This is a genomic window from Pseudomonas sp. Pdm06 (assembly GCF_014851795.1).
Lineage (GTDB): Bacteria > Pseudomonadota > Gammaproteobacteria > Pseudomonadales > Pseudomonadaceae > Aquipseudomonas > Aquipseudomonas fluorescens_AA.
On record NZ_JACVAH010000022.1, the window covers coordinates 27969 to 47872 of the forward strand.

Below are 19904 nucleotides of genomic sequence, written 5' to 3' on the forward strand. Positions count from 1 at the left end.
GATGGAACGCATCTACATCGGCATGGGCAGCAACCTGGCCGAACCCGCCGAACAATTGCGCAGTGCCGTCCAGGCGCTGGCGCAATTGCCCGATACCCAACTGGTGAGTGTCTCGGCGTTTTATCAAAGCGATTCCCTGCTACCCGGCCAGCCGCGCTACACCAATGCGGTGGCGGCGCTGGACAGCCACCTGGCACCGCTGGACCTGCTCGATGCGCTGCAAGCCATCGAAACCGGACAGGGTCGCGAACGCCTCGAACGCTGGGGGCCGCGCACCCTGGACCTGGACATCCTGCTGTTCGGCGAGCGCCTGATCGACGAGCCCCGCCTCAAGGTCCCCCACTACCACATGCAGGCCCGGGCCTTTGTCCTGTACCCACTGGCCGAACTGGCCCCCGCCGACCTGCGCCTGGCCGATGGGCGCTTGCTCAAGGACCTGCTTGCCGCGTGCCCGTTTGCCGGCCTGGAACGCCTGCCCTCCCACTGACGAAGACCATCCCCTGTGGGAACGAGCTTGCTCGCGATAGCGTCGGCACATCCAGCATCCGGGGTGACTGACACACCGCCATCGCGAGCAAGCTCGCTCCCACAGGTTTCGGGACCCGGCAGTCAGATCCGAAACACGCCTCCACGCTGAAACGCATCAGTAACCCCGGTAACACCCGCCGGTAACACATCCAATTGACTTCCCGATTGCTCCTCACGACTATAGGCGTCCCGCTGCCGCCAACGCGGCACTAAAGGGCGCAATCCAGGCCTTACAAGCACCACGCATAGAAGGTGCGCCTGTATAGATAACGAATCATGCGCGTTACTCGCAGTCATTCACGAGCGCCTAATGAGGACTTTTTCATGCCAGCTATTACCCTGACCACGCTGCAAGGTCTCAAGCAAAAAGGTGAAAAAATCACCATGCTGACCTGCTATGACGCAACCTTCGCCCATGCCTGCAATGAGGCCGGTGTCGAAGTGCTGCTGGTGGGCGATTCCCTCGGCATGGTGCTGCAAGGTCACGACAGCACGCTGCCGGTGACCACCGCCGAGATGGCCTACCATGTGGCCGCCGTCAAACGCGGTAACACCGATGCGCTGATCCTCGCCGACCTGCCGTTCATGGCCTACGCCACCCTCGAACAAACCATGACCAACAGCGCCATGCTGATGCAGGCCGGTGCCCACATGGTCAAGGTCGAAGGCGCGTTGTGGCTGGCCGATTCGATTCGGCTGCTGGCCGAGCGGGGCATTCCGGTGTGCGCGCACCTGGGCCTGACCCCCCAAGCGGTGAATATCCTCGGCGGCTACAAGGTCCAGGGCCGCAATGAAAACCAGGCGCGGCAGATGCGCGCCGATGCGATTGCGCTGGAGCAGGCGGGCGCGGCGATGCTGCTGCTCGAATGCGTACCCAGCGAGCTGGCTGAAGAAATCACCCAGGCGGTGAAGATCCCGGTGATCGGGATCGGCGCCGGCAACGCCACCGATGGCCAGGTGCTGGTGCTCCACGACATGCTCGGGCTGTCGATCACCGGTCGCGTGCCCAAGTTCGTGAAGAACTTCATGGCCGGGCAAACCTCCATCCAGGGCGCCTTGAGTACCTACGTCGCTGAAGTCAAGGCCGCGACGTTCCCGGGTGCCGAACACGGATTTTCTGCATGAACACCGTCAAAACCGTACGCGAACTGCGCGCCGCCGTGGCCCGTGCCCGTGGCGAAGGCAAACGCATCGCCTTCGTGCCGACCATGGGCAACCTGCACAGCGGTCATGTGGCGCTGGTCACCAAGGCCGCACAACGGGCCGACTTCGTGGTGGCGAGCATTTTCGTCAATCCGCTGCAATTCGGCGCCGGCGAAGACCTGGACAAATACCCCCGCACCCTGGCGGCCGACCAGGAAAAACTGCTCCAGGCCGGCTGCCATCTGCTGTTCGCCCCCAGCGTCGAAGAAATGTACCCCGACGGAATGACCGGACAGACCCGGGTCAGCGTCCCGCAATTGTCCGAAGGCTTGTGCGGCGCCAGCCGTCCAGGGCATTTCGAGGGTGTGGCGACGGTGGTCAGCAAGCTGTTCAACATGGTCCAGCCTGACCTGGCGGTGTTTGGCCAGAAAGACTTCCAGCAACTGGCGGTGATCCGCGCCCTGGTCCATGACTTGAACATGCCGATCCAGATCATCGGCGAGCCGACCGTCCGCGCCGAGGATGGCCTGGCGCTGTCGTCACGCAATGGCTTCCTCAGCCCGGATCAACGTGCCGTCGCGCCCGTGGTCTATCGCGTCCTGAGCCAGATCGCCGAGTCAATCAAACAGGGTCAGCGGGATTTCCCGGCGTTGATCGGCGAACAGCTCAAACAACTGGAAGCTGCCGGCCTGCGTCCCGATTACCTGGAAATCCGTCACGCCAAGACCCTGCGCCCGGCGTTGAGCGAGGACCGCGACCTGGTGATTCTGGTGGCCGCCTTCCTCGGTACCACGCGCCTGATCGACAACCTGCATCTGGACCTCGACACCCCCGCCTGAAACATCACAAAAACCCTGTGGGAGCGAGCTTGCTCGCGATAGCGATGCATCAGTCGACATCGATATCGGCTGACCTGACGCCATCGCGAGCAAGCTCGCTCCCACAGTGAGTCATCTGCGCTCCGTCTGTCGGCCCCTTCCCACCCCCGTTGTATAAAAAAGTACCGGGAACCGGTCAGACAAAGTCAAGACAGATTGCGACGCGAGGTTTACTGTAGTCGCCCTGCGTCTGACGATCATGTCGGTGCAGTGTCCGGATGCCCACCTCGAGCCGCGCCGGAATTTTTAGTGTACAAAAGGTCGTTCAAGTAAAAAGGAAACCCGCAGCGATGGCGTATTACCGAACCCCTCATGACGTGACCGCTCTGCCAGCCTGGCAAGCGCTGAATGACCACCGCAAAGCCATGCAGGATTTCAGCATGCGCGAAGCGTTCAATGCCGATCCGCAGCGTTTCACTCAATTCACCCTGTCGAGCTGCGGCCTGTTTCTCGACTACTCGAAAAACCTGATCAACGCCCAGACCCGCGACCTGCTGGTGGGCCTGGCCAACGAAGTCGACCTCAAGGGTGCGATCAAGTCGCTGTTCGAGGGCGAAATCGTCAACGCCTCGGAAAACCGCCCGGCCCTGCACACCGCCCTGCGTCGGCCGGTGGGCGACAAATTGTTGGTCAACGGCGTCAACGTGATGCCGGACGTGCATAAAGTGCTGAACCAGATCACTGACCTGGTCGGCCGCATTCACGACGGACTGTGGCGCGGCTACACCGAGAAGCCGATCACCGACGTGGTGAACATCGGCATCGGTGGTTCTTTCCTCGGCCCGGAACTGGTGTCTGAAGCGCTGTTGTCCTACGCGCAAAAAGGCGTTCGCTGCCACTATCTGGCGAACATCGACGGCAGCGAGTTCCATGAACTGACCATGAAGCTGCGCGCCGAGACCACGCTGTTCATCGTCTCGTCGAAATCCTTCAACACCCTCGAAACCCTGAAGAACGCCCAGGCCGCCCGCGCCTGGTACCTGGCCCAGGGTGGTTCCGAAGCGGAGCTGTATCGCCACTTCATCGCCGTGTCGAGCAACAACGCCGCCGCCGTGGCCTTCGGCATCCGTGAAGAGAACATCTTCCCGATGTGGGACTGGGTCGGCGGGCGTTACTCGCTGTGGTCGGCCATCGGCCTGCCGATCGCCCTGGCCATCGGCATGTCGAACTTCAAGGAATTGCTCTCCGGCGCCTATTCCATGGACCAGCACTTCCAGAGCGCCCCGTTCGAGCAGAACATGCCGGTGCTGCTGGCGCTGCTGGGCGTGTGGTACGGCAACTTCTGGGGTGCGCAGAGCCATGCGATCCTGCCGTACGACCACTACCTGCGTAACATCACCAAGCATTTGCAGCAATTGGACATGGAATCCAACGGCAAGAGCGTGCGCCAGGACGGGACCCCGGTGTCGACCGACACGGGCCCGGTGATCTGGGGCGGCGTCGGTTGCAACGGCCAGCACGCCTACCACCAGTTGCTGCACCAGGGCACCCAGTTGATCCCGGCCGACTTCATCGTGCCGATCGTCAGCTTCAACCCGGTTTCCGACCATCACCAGTGGCTGTACGCCAACTGCCTGTCCCAGAGCCAGGCGCTGATGCTGGGCAAGACCCGCGCCGAGGCCGAAGCCGAGCTGCGGGACAAGGGCGCCAGCGAAGAAGAGGTGCAGAAACTGGCTTCCCACAAGGTGATCCCGGGCAACCGTCCGAGCAACACCCTGGTGGTCGAACGCATCAGCCCACGGCGCCTCGGCGCACTGGTGGCGTTGTATGAGCACAAAGTGTTCGTGCAAAGCGTGGTCTGGGGCATCAACGCCTTCGACCAATGGGGCGTGGAACTGGGCAAGGAACTGGGCAAGGGCGTCTACAACCGCCTGGTGGGCAGCGAAGAAAACCCGGCCGAAGATGCCTCGACCCAGGGTTTGATCAACTACTTCCGCGGGCGTCACCGCGGCTGATCGTAGGTCGCACTCCAAGTACTGACCTTTGTGGGAGCGAGCTTGCTCGCGATGGCGGTGGATCAGTTGACACTCATGTTGACTGACACACCGCCATCGCGAGCAAGCTCGCTCCCACAGTTGTTTGTGCATGACTTGAACCCTCCCGCTACTCGGCGCATCTTTATGACTTGTCGCAAAAACAAGAATAAGGAACCGTCATGTTCGATATCAGCCAGTACCCCCACGCCGATGCCGTCCGCCGGGCTGCGCAACTGAGTCAGGACGAGTACAAGCGGCTCTACAAAGAATCCATCGAACACCCCAGCGCCTTCTGGGCCGAGCAGGCCACACGCTTTCTCGACTGGATGACGCCCTGGCAAACCGTCCAGCGCTATGACCTCAAGAACGGCGACGCGACCTGGTTCGCCGGCGGCAAGCTGAACGTCAGCGCCAATTGCATCGACCGTCACCTGGACACTCGTGGCGAACAGGTCGCGATCATCTGGGAAGGCGACAACCCCGCCGAATCGGCGCAAATCACCTACAAGAAACTGCACAACCATGTGTGCCGCCTGGCCAACGTGCTGAAAAGCCGCGGCGTGAAGAAAGGCGACCGGGTCTGCATCTACATGCCGATGATTCCCGAGGCCGCCTACGCCATGCTCGCCTGCACCCGCATCGGCGCGGTGCATTCGGTGGTGTTCGGTGGTTTTTCGCCGGACTCCCTGCGCGACCGGATTCTCGATGCCGATTGCCGCACCGTGATCACGGCTGACGAAGGCGTGCGTGGCGGGCGCTTCATACCGCTCAAGCGCAACGTCGACAAGGCCCTGGAAAGCTGCCCGAACGTCAGCACCGTGCTGGTGGTCGAGCGCACCCAGGGCGAGGTGGGCTGGGTTGAAGGCCGTGATCTCTGGTATCACCAGGCCATGCACGACATGAGCGACGACTGTCCACCCGAACCGATGGACGCCGAAGACCCGCTGTTCATCCTCTACACCTCCGGCAGTACCGGCAAACCCAAGGGCGTGCTGCACACCACGGGCGGTTACCTGCTGCAAGCGGCGATGACGTTCAAGTACGTGCTGGACTACCGCGACAACGAAGTGTTCTGGTGCACCGCCGACGTCGGTTGGGTCACCGGCCATAGCTACATCGTCTACGGCCCGCTGGCCAACGGCGCCACCACGCTGATCTTCGAGGGCGTGCCGAGCCACCCCAGCAGTTCGCGCTTCTGGCAGGTGATCGACAAGCATCAGGTCAACATCTTCTACACCGCACCGACCGCCCTGCGCGCGTTGATGCGTGAAGGGGCAGGACCGTTGCAGGAAACGTCCCGCAAAAGCCTGCGATTGCTCGGCAGCGTCGGTGAGCCGATCAACCCGGAGGCGTGGGAATGGTATTTCAACGTGGTAGGCGAACAGCGCTGCCCGATTGTCGATACCTGGTGGCAGACCGAAACCGGCGGCATCATGCTCAGCCCGTTGGTCAGCGCCCCACGGCTCAAACCGGGCTGCGCCACCCGGCCGATGTTCGGTGTGCAACCGGTCTTGCTGGATGAGGTGGGCAAGGAAATCAGCGGCGCCGGCAGTGGTGTACTGGCGATCAAATCCAGTTGGCCTGGGCAGATTCGCAGTGTCTATGGCGACCACCAACGCATGGTGGACACGTACTTCAAGCCCTATCCCGGCTATTACTTCACCGGCGACGGCGCGCGCCGCGACGAAGACGGCGATTACTGGATCACCGGGCGCATCGACGATGTGATCAACGTCTCCGGGCATCGCATTGGCACCGCCGAGGTGGAAAGCGCCCTGGTGCTGCACGACAACATCGCCGAAGCGGCCGTCGTCGGCTATCCCCACGACCTCAAGGGCCAGGGTATCTATGCCTTTGTCACGCCGATGAATGGTGTGGAAGCCAATGACGAGCTGAAGAAGGAATTGCTGGCCCACGTCAGCAAGGAAATCGGCAGCTTCGCCAAACCGGAACTGATCCAGTGGGCACCCGCGCTGCCCAAGACCCGTTCGGGCAAGATCATGCGGCGCATCCTGCGCAAGATCGCCTGCAACGAACTCGACAGCCTCGGCGACACCTCGACCCTGGCCGATCCGAGCGTGGTGGAGGGGCTGATCGACAAGCGCCTGAATCGCTGATGTTTCCTGTGGGAGCGAGCTTGCTCGCGATGGGGCCCTGTCAGTCTGCATCGATGTTGAATGCAAGACCACCATCGCGAGCAAGCTCGCTCCCACAGGGACCACGCCAGCCATAACTGCTAAACTCCCGCGCCTCATTTCTCTAAGGCGCGCCCGGCATGTCTTCCTTGAATCAGGCGCTGCGCGCCGCCCTCGACCAGCGTCAGGAGCTGCTCGGCCAACTGCATCAGCAAGGCACCGACTGCTATCGCCTGTTCCACGGCAGCCAGGAAGGCGCGCCCGGCCTGACCCTCGACCGCTACGGCCCGCAACTGCTGGTGCAGAGCTTCCATCAATCACTGGAGCGGGACGACCTGCTGCAACTGCACGGCATCGTCAACGAACGGCTGGGCCTGGAAACCCTGTTGGTCTACAACGACCGCGCCCGGGGCAATTCGCGCGTCGACCGCCAGGACACGGTCTATCAGGCTGACGAAGCCGCCCTGCAAGACCTGGTCGGGCATGAATGGGGCTTGAATTATCGCGTTCGCGGCCGCCATGCCGGGCAGGATCCACTGCTGTTTCTCGACCTGCGCAACGCCCGGGGCTGGGTCAAGGCACACAGCCGCGGCAAAAGCGTGTTGAACCTGTTCGCCTACACCTGCGGCGTCGGCCTGAGCGCAGCGGCCGGTGGCGCGCGGGAGGTGTGCAACCTGGACTTCGCCGAAGGCAACCTGGCGGTGGGCCGCGAAAACGGTCTGCTCAACCCCGATTTGCCGCCGATGGCGTTCGTGCAGTCGGATTACTTCCCGGCGATTCGCCAACTGGCCGGCCTGCCCATCAGCCAACGCCGTGGGCAAAAACTGCCCAGCTACGTGCGCCTGGAACAACGCCAGTACGACCTGGTGCTGCTCGATCCACCGGCCTGGGCCAAAAGTGCGTTCGGCACCGTCGACCTGTTGCGCGACTACCAAAGCCTGCTGAAGCCGGCATTGCTCACCACCGCCGACAATGGCGTGCTGATCTGCTGCAACAACCTGGCAAAAGTGTCCATGGACGACTGGCGCGATCAGGTCTTGCGTTGCGCGGAAAAAGCCGGTCGCCCGGTGCGCGAGTGGAGCGTGCTGACGCCCGGCAGCGATTTCCCTTCCCTGGACCGGCAGCCACCGCTCAAGACGTTGATCCTCCAGTTCTAGGCCCGCGTCGGAATTTTCACCGAGAAAACCAGACAATTCTCATAAATCACAGTGGCTTCGGAACCGTAAACGCATGCCATACTCCAAGGCACTCCGAATTCACATCAAGATGAAACCGCACATGCCCAAAGGATTGATCCGCGCTTTCGGCGCCCTGTTGACCGCACTGGCCCTCTACAGCCTGTTGGGTTTTCTGATTTTGCCAGGCATCGCCTTGCGCATCGCTAACCAGCAATTGGCCGCCCATGCGACAGTGCCGGCGCAGATCCAGCGTGTGGAACTCAATCCCTTCAGCCTTGAAGTGACCCTTTGGGGCCTGAATATCGGCGAACCAGGCAAGGAGCAGGTCGGCTTCGAACGGCTGTACGCCAATTTGCAACTCGACAGCTTGTGGTCCGGCGCCCTGCACCTGGTCGACATCGAGATGGACAAGCCCAAGACCGAAGTGGTGTTCGCCAAGGACGGCCAGTTAAACCTGCTAGGCCTGTTCAAGCTGCCGGCCAGCGAACCGACGCCCGCCGATCCCGAGGCCAAGCCGTTTCCCCTGCGGGTCGATCGAATCAAGTTGGCCGGCGGCTACGTGCATTTCCAGGACCTGCGGCCCAGTGAGCCCATCGAGTTTCTCTACGACACCCTCGATTTCGAGCTGAAGAACCTCAGCACCCTGCCCGACGACAATGCGGACATGACCCTGGTGGCCGCCGGCCCCGAAGGTGGACAGGTCGACTGGACCGGTAATTTCAGCCTCACACCGATTGCCTCCCAAGGTACGCTCAAAGTCACTGGCGGCCAGATGAAAGCCTGGTGGCCCTATGTGCGCGACGCCGTACCGCTTGTGCTGGAAAACGGTGTCCTGAACCTCAGTACCGACTACAAGCTCAACCTGGCCAAGGGCACCGAACTGCTGCTCAACAACGTCGCGCTCAGTGTCGCGCCCTTGGCCATCAAGGCCCCCGATGGCCGCCCACTGGTGAAACTCGAACGCCTGGATGTGAGCGAAACCACGGTGGACCTGGCCAAGCAGCAAGTGGTGGTCGGCAAGATCCGCAGCCAGAAGCTGGAAACCTGGGCCGCTCGCGAGGCGGACGGGCAACTGGACTGGCAGAAGCTCTTCGCCAGCCAACCAGCCAAACCGCAGGTCAAGGCGGAACCGGCATCCGCCCCGGCGGCGGCCGACTCGCCAAAACCTGAACCGACACCGCCCAGCAAACCGTGGCAAGTGATCTTGAAGGACGTGCAACTGCGCGACTACCAGGTGCACCTGGCCGACCGCCAGGCGCAGCCCGCCGTGGCCCTGGAGGTCGGCCCGCTGAACCTCGACCTGCAGAACTACGACACCCTCAACGGCTCGCCCTTTACCCTCAAGCTGGACACCGGGTTGGGCAAACAGGGCAAGATCCTGGCCGATGGCGAGGTCAACCTGAACCCGATCAGCGCCAGGCTCAAGGTCAAGACCCAGGACATCGACCTGCGCGTCGCCCAGTCGTATATCAACCCGTTCATTCGCCTGGAACTGCGCTCCGGGATGCTCGGCAGTGACCTGGCGGTCGACCTCAAGAGCACCGAGCCACTGGCATTCGCCGTCACCGGCCGCGCCCAGGTCGAGCAGTTGCACACCCTCGACACCCTCAAGACCCGCGACTTCCTCAAGTGGCAGCGTCTGGTGCTCGAAGGCCTCAATTATCAGCACGGTGACAGCCTGTCCATCGACAAGGTCAACCTGTTCCAGCCTTACGTGCGCTTCATGATCAACGACGACCGCACCACCAACGTCGATGACCTGCTGATCCCGCAACCGGCCGACAGCGGCACGAAGAGCACCGCGGCAAAACCGAAGTCCCAGGAAAAACCGCTGGGCATTCACATCGGCGGCATCGCCATCAACGACGGTTCGGCCAACTTCGCCGACTTCAGCCTGACGCCCAATTTCGCCACGGCCATTCAACAGCTCAATGGCCAGATCGGCACCATCGACAGCCGCCAGGCCCAACCGGCCAGCGTGGACGTCAAGGGCAAGGTCGACCGTTACGCGCCGGTCACCATCAAGGGGGCGGTAAACCCCTTCGATCCGATGGCCAGCCTCGACATCGCCACCAGTTTCAAACGGGTCGAGCTGACGACCCTGACGCCCTACTCCGGCAAGTTCGCCGGCTATCGCATCCGCAAGGGCCGGCTCAATCTCGACCTGCATTACCGAATCACCAAGGGCCAGCTCCAGGCGGAGAACAAGGTGGTGGTCGAACAATTGCAGTTGGGGGAAAAAGTCGACAGCCCGGACGCCGTGAGCCTGCCGTTGAAGCTGGCCATCGCCCTGCTCAAGGACTCCGAGGGCAAGATTTCCATCGAACTGCCGGTCAGTGGCAACCTCAACGATCCGCAGTTCAGCGTCATGCCGATCGTCTGGCAGACCCTGCGCAACCTGGTGGTCCGCGCGGCCCAGGCGCCATTCAAGCTCATCGGCGGGCTGGTGGCCGGGGGCGGCTCGGAAGACCTGGGCAGCGTGGCGTTTGCGCCGGGCTCCAGCGACCTGAGCAAGGACAACGAAAGCACGCTGCTCAAACTCTCCGAAGCCCTGGCCAAACGGCCGGAGCTGCGCCTGGAGATTGAAGGCACCGCGGCCGAAGGCAGCGACGGTCCATTGCTCGCCGCCCAGCGCCTGGAACGCGAATACCAGTACAACTACTACAAGATGCTGCAACGTCGGGGCGACAAAGTACCGGCCCAGGCCTCGCTGATACAGGTGCCCGAGGATGAAAAGCCCCCCCTGCTCGAAGGCATCTACCGCACGCGCCTCAAGACTCAGCCACCTGCCGAATGGACGCAACTGGATAAAAAGGCGCGCATCGAGAAACTGCGCGAAAGCGTGATCAAGTTCTGGAGCGGCAGCGACGTGCTATTGCGTCAACTGGGGCAGGAACGGGCCAGCAGCATCAAGGACTTCCTGGTGGACAAAGGCCAATTGGCCGACGACCGCGTGTATTTCATCGACGCCAGCCTCGGCCAGGCCGAAAGCGACGGTCGCGTAATCACTCCTCTGCACCTGGATGCTGAATGACATGAAGTGTGTGTACGGGCTCAGCCTGGGTCTATTGCTCGCCGCCGGCCAGGCCTCGGCTGCTGACACGCTGCGCTGCGGCAGCCAGTTGATCAGCGTCGGTGACCGCTCCAGCGAAGTGCTGCAAAAGTGCGGGCAGCCTGTGGCGCGGGATGACCTGGGCTATAAACGCAGTGTCAATCGCCGGGAAGAATACCCGGTGGAGGAATGGACCTACGGGCCCAACAGCGGCATGTATCAGTACCTGCGCTTCGAGGGGAATCGGCTGGTGCAGATCACCAGCAAGCGGGGGCGCTGAGCGGCCACTGCACAAAAAACGGCTTTTGTATTGATCGTGCCGGCGTCTTCGCGAGCAAGCCCGCTCCCACAGTAGACCGAGTTCGTTCAAGAAGAATGCGATCAAATGTGGGAGCGGGCTTGCTCGCGAAACAGGCGACTCGGTTTCTAAGGCGTGCCTCCTATACCGTCGCTGGTGCCTTTGTATCCCACAATAGAACAGGCCCCCGACACGAATGCCGGGGGCCTGTAATGGCCACGTCCCTGTGGCCTTTCGCATGAACTCCAAAGCAACGACAAGCGTATGACTCAGCCCGCTTGCCGCGCCCTCTCCCAGTCCAGGCGAGAAGTCTTAGCCTTACTCGGCTTTCAGGCCGTCAGCCGATACGGCCTTGACGCCTTTGATTTTCTTGGCGATTGCCACGGCGGTGGTTTTCTGGGCGTCGGTCACGGCAACAGTGGACGACAGCGACACAACGCCTTTGTTGGTTTCGACTTTGATGTCGGTACCTGGAATGCCTTTTTCGGTGACCAGGTCAGCTTTGACTTTGGTGGTGATCCAGGTATCGGAGGTGGCTTCCTTGGCCTCAGTCACTTCACCCGCAGCCAGCATCATTGGCGCCTGAGTTGCTTGAGTGGTCTCGGCGAATGCGCTAGCCATGGTCAGGGTCAGTGCGGTAGCAGCGGCGGCAGTGATAGCGAACTTCTTCATACGAGTAACTCCTGTTTTTCTCAGAAACTGCCGGAGGTGCATCCCGGCAGGGTTATCAGGAGTAGTGCGAAGGCTGTGCCAGTTTTGAAACATTTATAAACTGCTTATAAATCAATAGGTTAAGCGAAGCGGTAATTTTTGAAATCATGCAAAATGCATGACCCCGTGACTTTCTACATGCAAGTTGCGGGTTTCGCTCAGCTGCTAAGCACCTGAATTGCCGAACATTTCCAACGCGCATAAAAAAAGCCCCGGTGTTTAAGCGGGGCCGAGTCAACCGGGATGGGTTATGGATTCGCAGCACCGGTACAGCCAGTCGGCAAGAACTCCTGGGCAGCAGTAGAAGCACAGGTCCAGACACCTGCAGCCGAACGCGAGAGTGTAATCGTCCTCCCCTGGACGAGAGCTGGCGAATTCAGGAGAGCACATGCAATCGTGCCGGCTCCGGCCGCCGCCGTGCCTGTAATGGTGATTGTGCAGTTACTGGTAGGTGAGGTGATGCCCATGTTGGCGATCGTAGGGTCAACCCCTCGATTCATATTGTCCTCGTACGGCACCTTGAAGGCAGTGATTTCGGCCAACCCGGCCGTGGCCTTGGCTCGCGCTTGGTACCTGGAATATTGCGGCAACGCAAAGGTCGCCAGAATGCCAATGATCGCCACGACGATCAGCAGCTCGATCAGCGTAAAGCCCTTTTGCTTACTCATAGACATCTCCCATGCATGAGTCGAAATCTCATGACCTGAAATGGCCATTGCAGGGCACATGCCAACCCTGAAGCGCCATCGATAAAAGGGGTTGAACCCGCACAACGGCGACGTCCTACCTCAACAACCGCACTATCTGACGTTTTTTGTCACCCTGGCTCGCTGGTTTGGCGTCGATGCTTGACTAGGCTATAAGTCATGAACTGTCCGCCGCCGGAATCCCCATGAATGACATCGCCCTCAGCGGCCTGACCAAGCAATTGGTACTGGCTGAACTGCTCACCGAGCAAAGTGCGCAACAGGCGTATCAACAGGCCCAACGCAGTCGCATCCCCCTGGTCAGCTACCTGGTGCAGAACAAACTGGTCCAGAGCCGCCAGGTCGCGGAGATCGCCTCGGAGCATTTCGGCGTCGCCCTGCTGGACCTCAACAGCCTGGACAAGGAAACCCAGCCCACGGGCCTGGTCAGCGAAAAACTGGTGCGCCAACATCACGTCCTGCCGCTGTGGCGCCGCGGCAACAAGTTGTTCGTGGGCATCTCCGACCCCACCAATCACCAAGCCATCAATGACATTCAATTCAGTACCGGCCTGACCACCGAAGCCATCCTGGTAGAGGACGACAAGCTAAGCGACGCCATCGAAAAATTTTTCGAATCCAATAGCACGGGCCTGGAAGGCATGGGCGATGTCGACCTGGACGGTCTGGACATCGAATCGATCGACGATTCCAAGCAGGACTCCATCGGCGGCCAGGACACCGACGACGCGCCCGTGGTGCGTTTCGTCAACAAGATGCTGCTGGACGCGATCAAGGGCGGCTCTTCCGACCTGCACTTCGAGCCTTACGAAAAAATCTACCGGGTGCGGGTGCGCACCGACGGCATGCTGCGGGAAGTGGCCCGGCCGCCGATCCAACTGGCGACCCGTATCGCCGCCCGCCTGAAAGTCATGGCCAGCCTCGATATTTCCGAACGGCGCAAACCCCAGGACGGCCGGCTGAAAATGCGCCTGTCGAAAACCAAGTCCATCGACTTCCGGGTCAACACCCTGCCGACGCTCTGGGGCGAAAAAGTGGTGATCCGGATCCTCGACCCCTCCAGTGCGCAGATGGGCATCGATGCCCTGGGCTACGAACCGGATCAGAAAGACCTGTACATGGCCGCCCTCAAACAGCCACAAGGGCTGATCCTGGTCACCGGCCCGACCGGCTCGGGCAAGACCGTGTCGCTGTACACCGGGCTGAATATCCTCAATACCGTGGACATCAATATTTCCACCGCCGAAGACCCGGTGGAGATCAACATGGAAGGCATCAACCAGGTCAACGTGAACCCGCGCCAGGGGCTGGACTTCGCCCAGGCCCTGCGCTCATTCCTGCGCCAGGACCCGGACGTGATCATGGTCGGCGAGATCCGCGACCTGGAAACCGCCGAAATCGCCATCAAGGCCGCCCAGACCGGGCACCTGGTGCTCTCCACACTGCACACCAACAGCGCCGCCGAAACCCTGATCCGCTTGCAGAACATGGGCATTCCAGGGTTCAACATCGCCACCGCCGTGCACCTGATCATCGCCCAACGGTTGGCGCGCAAGCTCTGCGCCCACTGCAAGAAAGCCATCGAGATTCCCGAGGAAACTCTGCTCAAGGAAGGTTTCCCCCGGGAACGCATCGGCACATTCACGATCTATGAGCCGGTCGGTTGCCAACAGTGCAACCTCGGTTACAAAGGGCGCGTGGGGGTTTACGAAGTGGTCAAGAACACGCCCGAGCTGCAACGGTTGATCATGGCCGAGGGCAACTCGCTGGAAATCGATCTGCAAATGCGCAAGGACGGCTTCAATGACCTGCGCACATCGGGGCTGCTCAAAGTGATGCAGGGCGTCACCAGCCTCGAGGAAATCAACCGGGTCACCAAGGATTGAGCATGGCGGTCAAGGCAGTAAAAACCGACGTCTATACGTGGGAAGGCAAAGACCGCAAAGGCGCGAAAATGACCGGAGAACTGACGGGGCAGAGCCCGGCCCTGGTCAAGGCACAACTGCGCAAACAAGGCATCAACCCGGAGAAGGTGCGCAAGAAATCCACCTCGATATTCAGCAAGGGCAAGCGCATCAAGCCGCTGGACATCGCCCTCTTCACCCGCCAGATGGCAACGATGCTCAAGGCTGGGGTGCCGCTGTTGCAGGCGTTCGACATCATCGGCGAAGGCTTCGACAACGCCAACATGCGCAAGCTGGTGGACCAGGTGAAGCAGGAAGTCGCCGCCGGCAACAGCTTCGCCGCCTCGCTGCGCAAATGCCCGCAGTACTTCGACGATTTGTACTGCAATCTGGTGGATGCCGGTGAACAGGCCGGTGCCCTGGATACGCTGCTGGATCGGGTCGCGACCTACAAGGAAAAGAGCGAAGCGCTCAAGGCCAAGATCAAGAAAGCCATGACCTACCCGACGGCGGTGATACTCGTCGCTGCGGTGGTCACCGGCATCCTGCTGGTCAAGGTGGTGCCTCAGTTCGAATCGGTCTTTTCAGGGTTCGGCGCACAGCTACCGGCCTTCACGGTAATGGTCATCGGCCTGTCGGAATTCTTGCAGGATTGGTGGTGGGTGGTGCTTGGCGGGCTTGTGGGGACATTTTTTGGCGTGAAATACGCCCTCAGGCGTTCCGAGCGCTTTCGTGACTGGCGCGATAAATGGCTACTCAAACTACCGCTAATAGGCGCCTTGATGTACAAGTCCGCCGTGGCCCGCTACGCCCGCACGCTCTCGACGACATTCGCCGCCGGCGTGCCGCTGGTCGAAGCCCTCGACTCGGTATCGGGCGCCACCGGCAACGTGGTGTTCAAGCGCGCTGTGCAGCGCATCCGCCAGGACGTCTCCACTGGCATGCAGTTGAATTTTTCCATGCGCGCGTCAGGGATCTTTCCGAACCTGGCCATCCAGATGACCGCCATCGGCGAGGAATCCGGCGCGCTGGACGACATGCTCGACAAAGTGGCGAGTTTTTATGAGGCCGAAGTGGACAATCTGGTGGACAACCTCACCAGCCTGATGGAACCCTTCATCATGGTGATCCTGGGGGTCGTCGTGGGTGGCCTGGTGGTCGCCATGTACCTGCCCATCTTTCAACTCGGCTCTGCGATCTGACATGCCCCTGAGCGAATTTCTCGTGCTGTATCCCGTGGCTTTCGTGCTTGTTGCGGCATTGCTCGGCCTGATCGTCGGCAGCTTCCTCAACGTGGTGGTGTGGCGCCTGCCGAAGATGCTCAACCGCGAATGGCGCCTGCAAGCCCACGACCTGTTGGGCCTGCCGGCCGAAACCCCGGGCCCGGTCTACAACCTCATGCTGCCCCATTCCCAATGCCCGCACTGCGGCCATCGCATCCGCGCCTGGGAGAACATTCCGCTGTTGAGCTACCTGATGCTGCGTGGCCGCTGTTCGAGCTGCGCCGCGCCCATCGGCAAGCGTTACCCCCTGACCGAAGTGGCCTGCGGCGCATTGTCGGCGTTCGTCGCCTGGCATTTCGGCTTTGGCTGGCACGCCGCGATGGTGATGGTGTTGACCTGGGGCCTGCTGGCCATGAGCCTGATCGACGCCGAGCATCAACTGCTGCCCGATAGCTTGGTGTTGCCGTTGTTGTGGCTGGGCTTGATCGTCAACAGCTTCGGGCTGTTCGTTTCCCTGGACCAGGCGATGTGGGGCGCGGTGGCCGGCTACCTGGCGCTGTGGTCGGTATTCTGGGTGTTCAAGCTGATCACCGGCAAGGAAGGCATGGGCTACGGGGATTTCAAGCTGCTGGCAATGCTGGGCGCCTGGGGCGGCTGGCAGGTCCTGCCGCTGACGCTGCTGTTGTCGTCGCTGGTGGGCGCCGTTATCGGGGTCATTGTGCTGCGCTTGCGTGATGCGCCCGAGTCGACGCAGATCCCCTTCGGACCTTATCTGGCCATTGCCGGCTGGATTGCCTTGCTCTGGGGTGGTCAAATAACCGACTTCTATTGGCAGTCTGTCGGTTTCTAATGAATACCCCTCTGGAAAAACCCTGGATTCTCGGCCTGACCGGTGGCATCGGCAGCGGCAAGAGCGCGGCGGCCCAGCATTTCATCGATCTGGGTGTGCACGTCATCGACGCCGATCATGCGGCACGCTGGGTGGTCGAACCCGGGCGCCCGGCGCTGGCGAAAATCGCCGAGCACTTCGGACCTGGCGTATTGCAGGCCGACGGCGCCCTGGACCGGGCGGCGCTGCGCAAGCTGATTTTCGAGCATGCCGATGAACGCCGCTGGCTCGAAGCACTGCTGCATCCGCTGATCGCCGAGGAAATCGCCCACCACCTGGCTCAGGCACAATCGTCCTACGCGATCCTGGTGTCGCCGCTGCTGATCGAGTCAGGGCAGTACGCCATGACCCAGCGGATCCTGGTGATCGATGCGCCGGAACAACTGCAGATCGAACGTACGTTGCAGCGCGACCAGACCAGCGAACAGCAGGTCCAGGCGATCCTCAAGGCCCAATCCAGCCGCCAGGATCGCCTGAGCCATGCCGACGACGTGGTGGTCAATGATCGCGACCTCGCCTGGCTGCACAGCGAGGTCGAGCGCCTGCATCACTTTTACCTTACTTTGCGTGGAGGCCACTCATGAGCCAAACCCCAACCGTTGATTGCCCAACCTGTGGCGCCCCTGTGGAATGGAGCCCGCAGAGCACATTCCGGCCGTTCTGTTCTGATCGCTGCAAACTGATCGACCTCGGCGCCTGGGCGTCGGAAGAACACAAGATCCCGGTCAGTCCCGACGCCGAGGATGAGCTGTTCAGCGAAGATTTCGAGCCTCGCTCACATCACTAAGGCCGCATGAAACCGTAGTCCTGTTCGTCGTCGAGGTTTTCCGCCAGGAAACTCAACTCGTCGGCCAGGTCTTCAGCGCTGCGCACTGTCTTGCTCTGCTGCACGATCGCGCTGAGCAAGGCACGCAGGCTCAAGCCCGGGTCGAAACCGATCTCCATCGCGGCATCGTGGCTACGCCTGATCTCTTGCCTGGCCCACTCATAAACACTCATGGTTGTACTCCTGGAAGTTTTCCAGAGCATGCAGGGCGTGCGGTGGGGCAGCCTTGACGTGAATCAAGGCTTGTCATCATCGTTCCACGGTGCCGACAGGTAGCGCGTGCGGTTGAAGGTTTCCAGCCATTCGGGGCTGAACACCACCAACGCACTGATCACCATGCCGTTGATGAACGCTTCGGGAAAAATGATCAGCCAGAGGTAGCCGATGAAGTCCTCCAGCCAGTAAGGCATGGCAAACAGGCCGTCGTACCAGAGCAAACCGAGCCCCAGCAGCAGGCAGGCCAATGCCGAAAGCGCGGCAGCCAGGAACCCCGAACAGAAGATATACACAAACAGGTTACGCGGCTGGGCGCGCTCCACCAGGATTGCGCAACATTCGGTGATCAGCACCGGCAGCAGGATCAGCAGCGCACCGTTGACTCCGACCGCCGCCATGTCCTGACGCCCCAGCAGCACCAGCGCCATCTGCGCACACAGGCCACCCAGGATCGCCAATGGCCAGTCCAGCAGCAGCGTCACGGCGGTCATGCCGATGAAATGGTACGAGACACCCGTATCGAAATCCCGTCGCACCAGCCACAGCATGAACAACGCCAGCACCGTGCCGAACAGCAGATGCTGGCGACGGCAGTCCGTGAACAGCTCGACCCACGGTGCCCGCGCCACAGCCCAGGCCAACACCGGCACATAAACCAGCCAACCGACCGCCAGGGTTTGCGGTGATAGCAGTTCAGCACCGATCATGGACTACTCCTTTCGCTTGCCCTTGTCTCAAACAGGGGTTACTTCAAACCAGCAGTCTACACCCCCACCCATAACGTCCATTAATCCACGCAACGCTTTCAGCTTGTCGCAATTGAACGCTAAGCTTGGGCTCATGGATGATTCCGATTATTTACGCCTGCTGACCATCGCGGCCGAGCAAGCCAACGCCTTTCTCTCCAATGCCCGCAAATGGGAGCGTGAGCGTTGGGTCTGCCAGCGTCTGCTGCAAGGGCTGAACGTGCCTTATCGCGCCGACGAGTTCGCCCCGGCTGGCGAGCCACCGGACGTGCTGTTTCGGGATGCCAATTTCGAGGTGTTTTTCGTGCTCGACGAGGGCCGCCGTCTCAATGACGAATGGCGCGATGAACTGCAACGTCGCCGCAGCGCCTTTTCCCTGAGCCAACTGGTGCGCCGCGAGGCCAAGCCCCGGCGAATCCCGGCCAATGAATTCCTGATGCGCCTGGCCCCGACCCTGCGCAAGAAAGCCCACAACTACACCGAGCGCGGCATGGACCTGGGCGACCTGGACATCATCGCCTTCGCCAGCCTCAAGCGCGAAGTGTTGGACCTCAACAGTCACTTTCCACCGCCGACCGAATACCTGCGCCAGGGCTGGCGATCGCTGTCGCTGGTGGGGCCGACGTTTGCCCGGGTGCTGTTCGCCCACCCCGACGCGCCGGACTTTTTGCGAGGCAACCTGGGGCGCAGCATCGTGTTCGACGTCGGGATCAGCCTGTGAGCCCATTGCAGGAACTGATCGCCGCCGTGCCGCAGCAGGGCCGCGTACGCTGGATTGGCGTGCGCCCCCAGGGTCACGCGCCGATGATCGAACTGGACGCCGTGGAGGCCCGCCTGGAAGCCGGACTGACCGGCGATCATGCCCGCCCCGGTGTGCGCAATGCGCGACAAGTGACGTTGATCCAATGGGAGCACCTGGCCGTGATCGGCTCGCTGATGGGCCGCCCCGAGGACCAGCCGGTGCTGCCACAGGAGCTGCGACGCAATATAGTGGTCAGCGGCATCAATCTGTTCAGCCTCAAGGGCCGGCGCTTTCGCATCGGCCAAGCCATCTTCGAAACCACCGGCTGGTGCCAGCCTTGCGCCCGATTGGAGCGCAACCTCGGCGAAGGTACATTCCAGGCCGTACGCGGCCATGGCGGAATCACCGCCCGGGTGTTAAAAAGTGGAATCATTCGCCTGGACGACAGCCTGAGCGTCGAACCTGTGCCGGCGAGCGGCTACGCTGCTTTCAATGCCGGCTAGCCGGACGCTGTAACGCCTTCACCTTTCGCAACGTCTACCTGACGAGGCCTTTATGACCAGCCGCCTGAACCCAGATGACCAGAAGCATGTCGAAGAGTACCTGCAACTGTCCCAGCACCGAGTCGAGCGCCGGCCTTTCCGGCCGTGGATGCTCCTGGTGGTGGTACTGGCCATCACGATTGGCCTGGGCCTGTTGAGCCGACTGATCAGTTACCTGACGCTATGAGCCGCTTGGCGCTCGCTCGGGTA

20 protein-coding genes are annotated in these 19904 nt (G+C 61.4%); 16 read left to right on the plus strand and 4 right to left on the minus strand.

Features of this window, described 5'->3' with window-relative positions; genetic code table 11:
- Window position 1: 1 nt before the first annotated feature.
- The 8 genes from folK to IB266_RS27955 all read left to right on the plus strand — a co-directional run bounded on the left by folK (window position 2) and on the right by IB266_RS27955 (window position 11170).
- Complete coding sequence (gene folK, locus IB266_RS27920) at window positions 2-487, plus strand: 2-amino-4-hydroxy-6-hydroxymethyldihydropteridine diphosphokinase (protein WP_192263729.1); 486 nt, start codon at window positions 2-4, stop codon at window positions 485-487.
- Window positions 488-852: 365 nt separating this feature from the next.
- Complete coding sequence (gene panB / locus IB266_RS27925; RefSeq protein WP_072411753.1) at window positions 853-1653, plus strand: 3-methyl-2-oxobutanoate hydroxymethyltransferase; 801 nt, start codon at window positions 853-855, stop codon at window positions 1651-1653.
- Complete coding sequence (panC, locus tag IB266_RS27930) at window positions 1650-2510, plus strand: pantoate--beta-alanine ligase (protein WP_192263731.1); 861 nt, start codon at window positions 1650-1652, stop codon at window positions 2508-2510. The genes panB and panC overlap by 4 nt, the downstream gene beginning before the upstream one ends.
- Before the next feature lie 329 nt (window positions 2511-2839).
- Window positions 2840-4504 carry a glucose-6-phosphate isomerase gene (gene pgi, locus IB266_RS27935; RefSeq protein ID WP_060740585.1) on the plus strand — a complete coding sequence of 555 codons (1665 nt, stop codon included), beginning with the start codon at window positions 2840-2842 and terminating at the stop codon, window positions 4502-4504.
- Between the two features lie 200 nt (window positions 4505-4704).
- Window positions 4705-6642, plus strand: coding sequence for an acetate--CoA ligase (gene acs, locus IB266_RS27940; RefSeq protein WP_060740584.1), 1938 nt, complete (start codon window positions 4705-4707; stop codon window positions 6640-6642).
- 158 nt (window positions 6643-6800) lie between these two features.
- Window positions 6801-7817 carry a class I SAM-dependent rRNA methyltransferase gene (locus tag IB266_RS27945; protein WP_060740583.1) on the plus strand — a complete coding sequence of 339 codons (1017 nt, stop codon included), beginning with the start codon at window positions 6801-6803 and terminating at the stop codon, window positions 7815-7817.
- Between the two features lie 121 nt (window positions 7818-7938).
- Window positions 7939-10872, plus strand: a complete 2934-nt coding sequence (locus IB266_RS27950; RefSeq protein WP_192263734.1) for a DUF748 domain-containing protein — start codon at window positions 7939-7941, stop codon at window positions 10870-10872.
- A 1-nt stretch (window position 10873) separates the two neighbouring features.
- On the plus strand, window positions 10874-11170 hold the full coding sequence (locus IB266_RS27955; RefSeq protein ID WP_060740581.1) for a DUF2845 domain-containing protein: 297 nt from the start codon (window positions 10874-10876) through the stop codon (window positions 11168-11170).
- Window positions 11171-11506: 336 nt separating this feature from the next.
- Here IB266_RS27955 and IB266_RS27960 read toward each other — a convergent pair whose 3' ends face one another.
- Both IB266_RS27960 and IB266_RS27965 read right to left on the minus strand, forming a co-directional pair.
- Window positions 11507-11860, minus strand: a complete 354-nt coding sequence (locus IB266_RS27960; protein WP_103310593.1) for a BON domain-containing protein — start codon at window positions 11858-11860, stop codon at window positions 11507-11509.
- Between the two features lie 287 nt (window positions 11861-12147).
- Window positions 12148-12567, minus strand: coding sequence for a pilin (locus IB266_RS27965; RefSeq protein ID WP_092172386.1), 420 nt, complete (start codon window positions 12565-12567; stop codon window positions 12148-12150).
- Between the two features lie 224 nt (window positions 12568-12791).
- On the opposite strand from IB266_RS27965, the gene pilB reads away from it, so the two are divergent.
- The 5 genes from pilB to yacG are packed head-to-tail and all read left to right on the plus strand — an operon-like array spanning window position 12792 to window position 17409.
- Window positions 12792-14492: a type IV-A pilus assembly ATPase PilB gene (gene pilB, locus IB266_RS27970; protein ID WP_192263737.1), complete on the plus strand. Its 1701-nt coding sequence runs from the start codon at window positions 12792-12794 to the stop codon at window positions 14490-14492.
- 2 nt (window positions 14493-14494) lie between these two features.
- Window positions 14495-15712 (plus strand): type II secretion system F family protein, encoded by a 1218-nt coding sequence (locus IB266_RS27975; protein WP_060740579.1) that lies wholly within the window; start codon window positions 14495-14497, stop codon window positions 15710-15712.
- A gap of 1 nt (window position 15713) precedes the next feature.
- On the plus strand, window positions 15714-16583 hold the full coding sequence (locus IB266_RS27980) for a prepilin peptidase (protein WP_192263740.1): 870 nt from the start codon (window positions 15714-15716) through the stop codon (window positions 16581-16583).
- Window positions 16583-17206, plus strand: coding sequence for a dephospho-CoA kinase (gene coaE, locus IB266_RS27985; RefSeq protein ID WP_072411773.1), 624 nt, complete (start codon window positions 16583-16585; stop codon window positions 17204-17206). Before IB266_RS27980 ends, coaE begins: the two co-directional genes overlap by 1 nt.
- On the plus strand, window positions 17203-17409 hold the full coding sequence (yacG, locus tag IB266_RS27990) for a DNA gyrase inhibitor YacG (RefSeq protein WP_057450865.1): 207 nt from the start codon (window positions 17203-17205) through the stop codon (window positions 17407-17409). The genes coaE and yacG overlap by 4 nt, the downstream gene beginning before the upstream one ends.
- Here the strand turns inward: yacG and IB266_RS27995 are convergent.
- Together IB266_RS27995 and IB266_RS28000 are read right to left on the minus strand one after the other, a co-directional pair.
- Entirely contained in the window at window positions 17406-17621 is a 216-nt protein-coding gene (locus IB266_RS27995; RefSeq protein ID WP_053125334.1) for a hypothetical protein, read from the minus strand. The genes yacG and IB266_RS27995 overlap by 4 nt on opposite strands.
- A gap of 63 nt (window positions 17622-17684) precedes the next feature.
- The gene (locus tag IB266_RS28000) at window positions 17685-18371 is read right to left on the minus strand and encodes an energy-coupling factor ABC transporter permease (RefSeq protein ID WP_192263743.1); all 687 of its coding nucleotides are present in this window, start codon (window positions 18369-18371) and stop codon (window positions 17685-17687) included.
- Window positions 18372-18504: 133 nt separating this feature from the next.
- Here IB266_RS28000 and IB266_RS28005 point away from each other — a divergent pair, with 133 nt between their 5' ends.
- The 3 genes from IB266_RS28005 to IB266_RS28015 are packed head-to-tail and all read left to right on the plus strand — an operon-like array spanning window position 18505 to window position 19881.
- The gene (locus IB266_RS28005) at window positions 18505-19131 is read left to right on the plus strand and encodes a DUF1780 domain-containing protein (RefSeq protein WP_025215531.1); all 627 of its coding nucleotides are present in this window, start codon (window positions 18505-18507) and stop codon (window positions 19129-19131) included.
- Entirely contained in the window at window positions 19128-19655 is a 528-nt protein-coding gene (locus IB266_RS28010) for an MOSC domain-containing protein (RefSeq protein ID WP_060740575.1), read from the plus strand. The genes IB266_RS28005 and IB266_RS28010 overlap by 4 nt, the downstream gene beginning before the upstream one ends.
- 52 nt (window positions 19656-19707) lie before the next feature.
- Window positions 19708-19881: a DUF3094 family protein gene (locus IB266_RS28015; protein ID WP_039593877.1), complete on the plus strand. Its 174-nt coding sequence runs from the start codon at window positions 19708-19710 to the stop codon at window positions 19879-19881.
- Window positions 19882-19904: the final 23 nt, after the last annotated feature.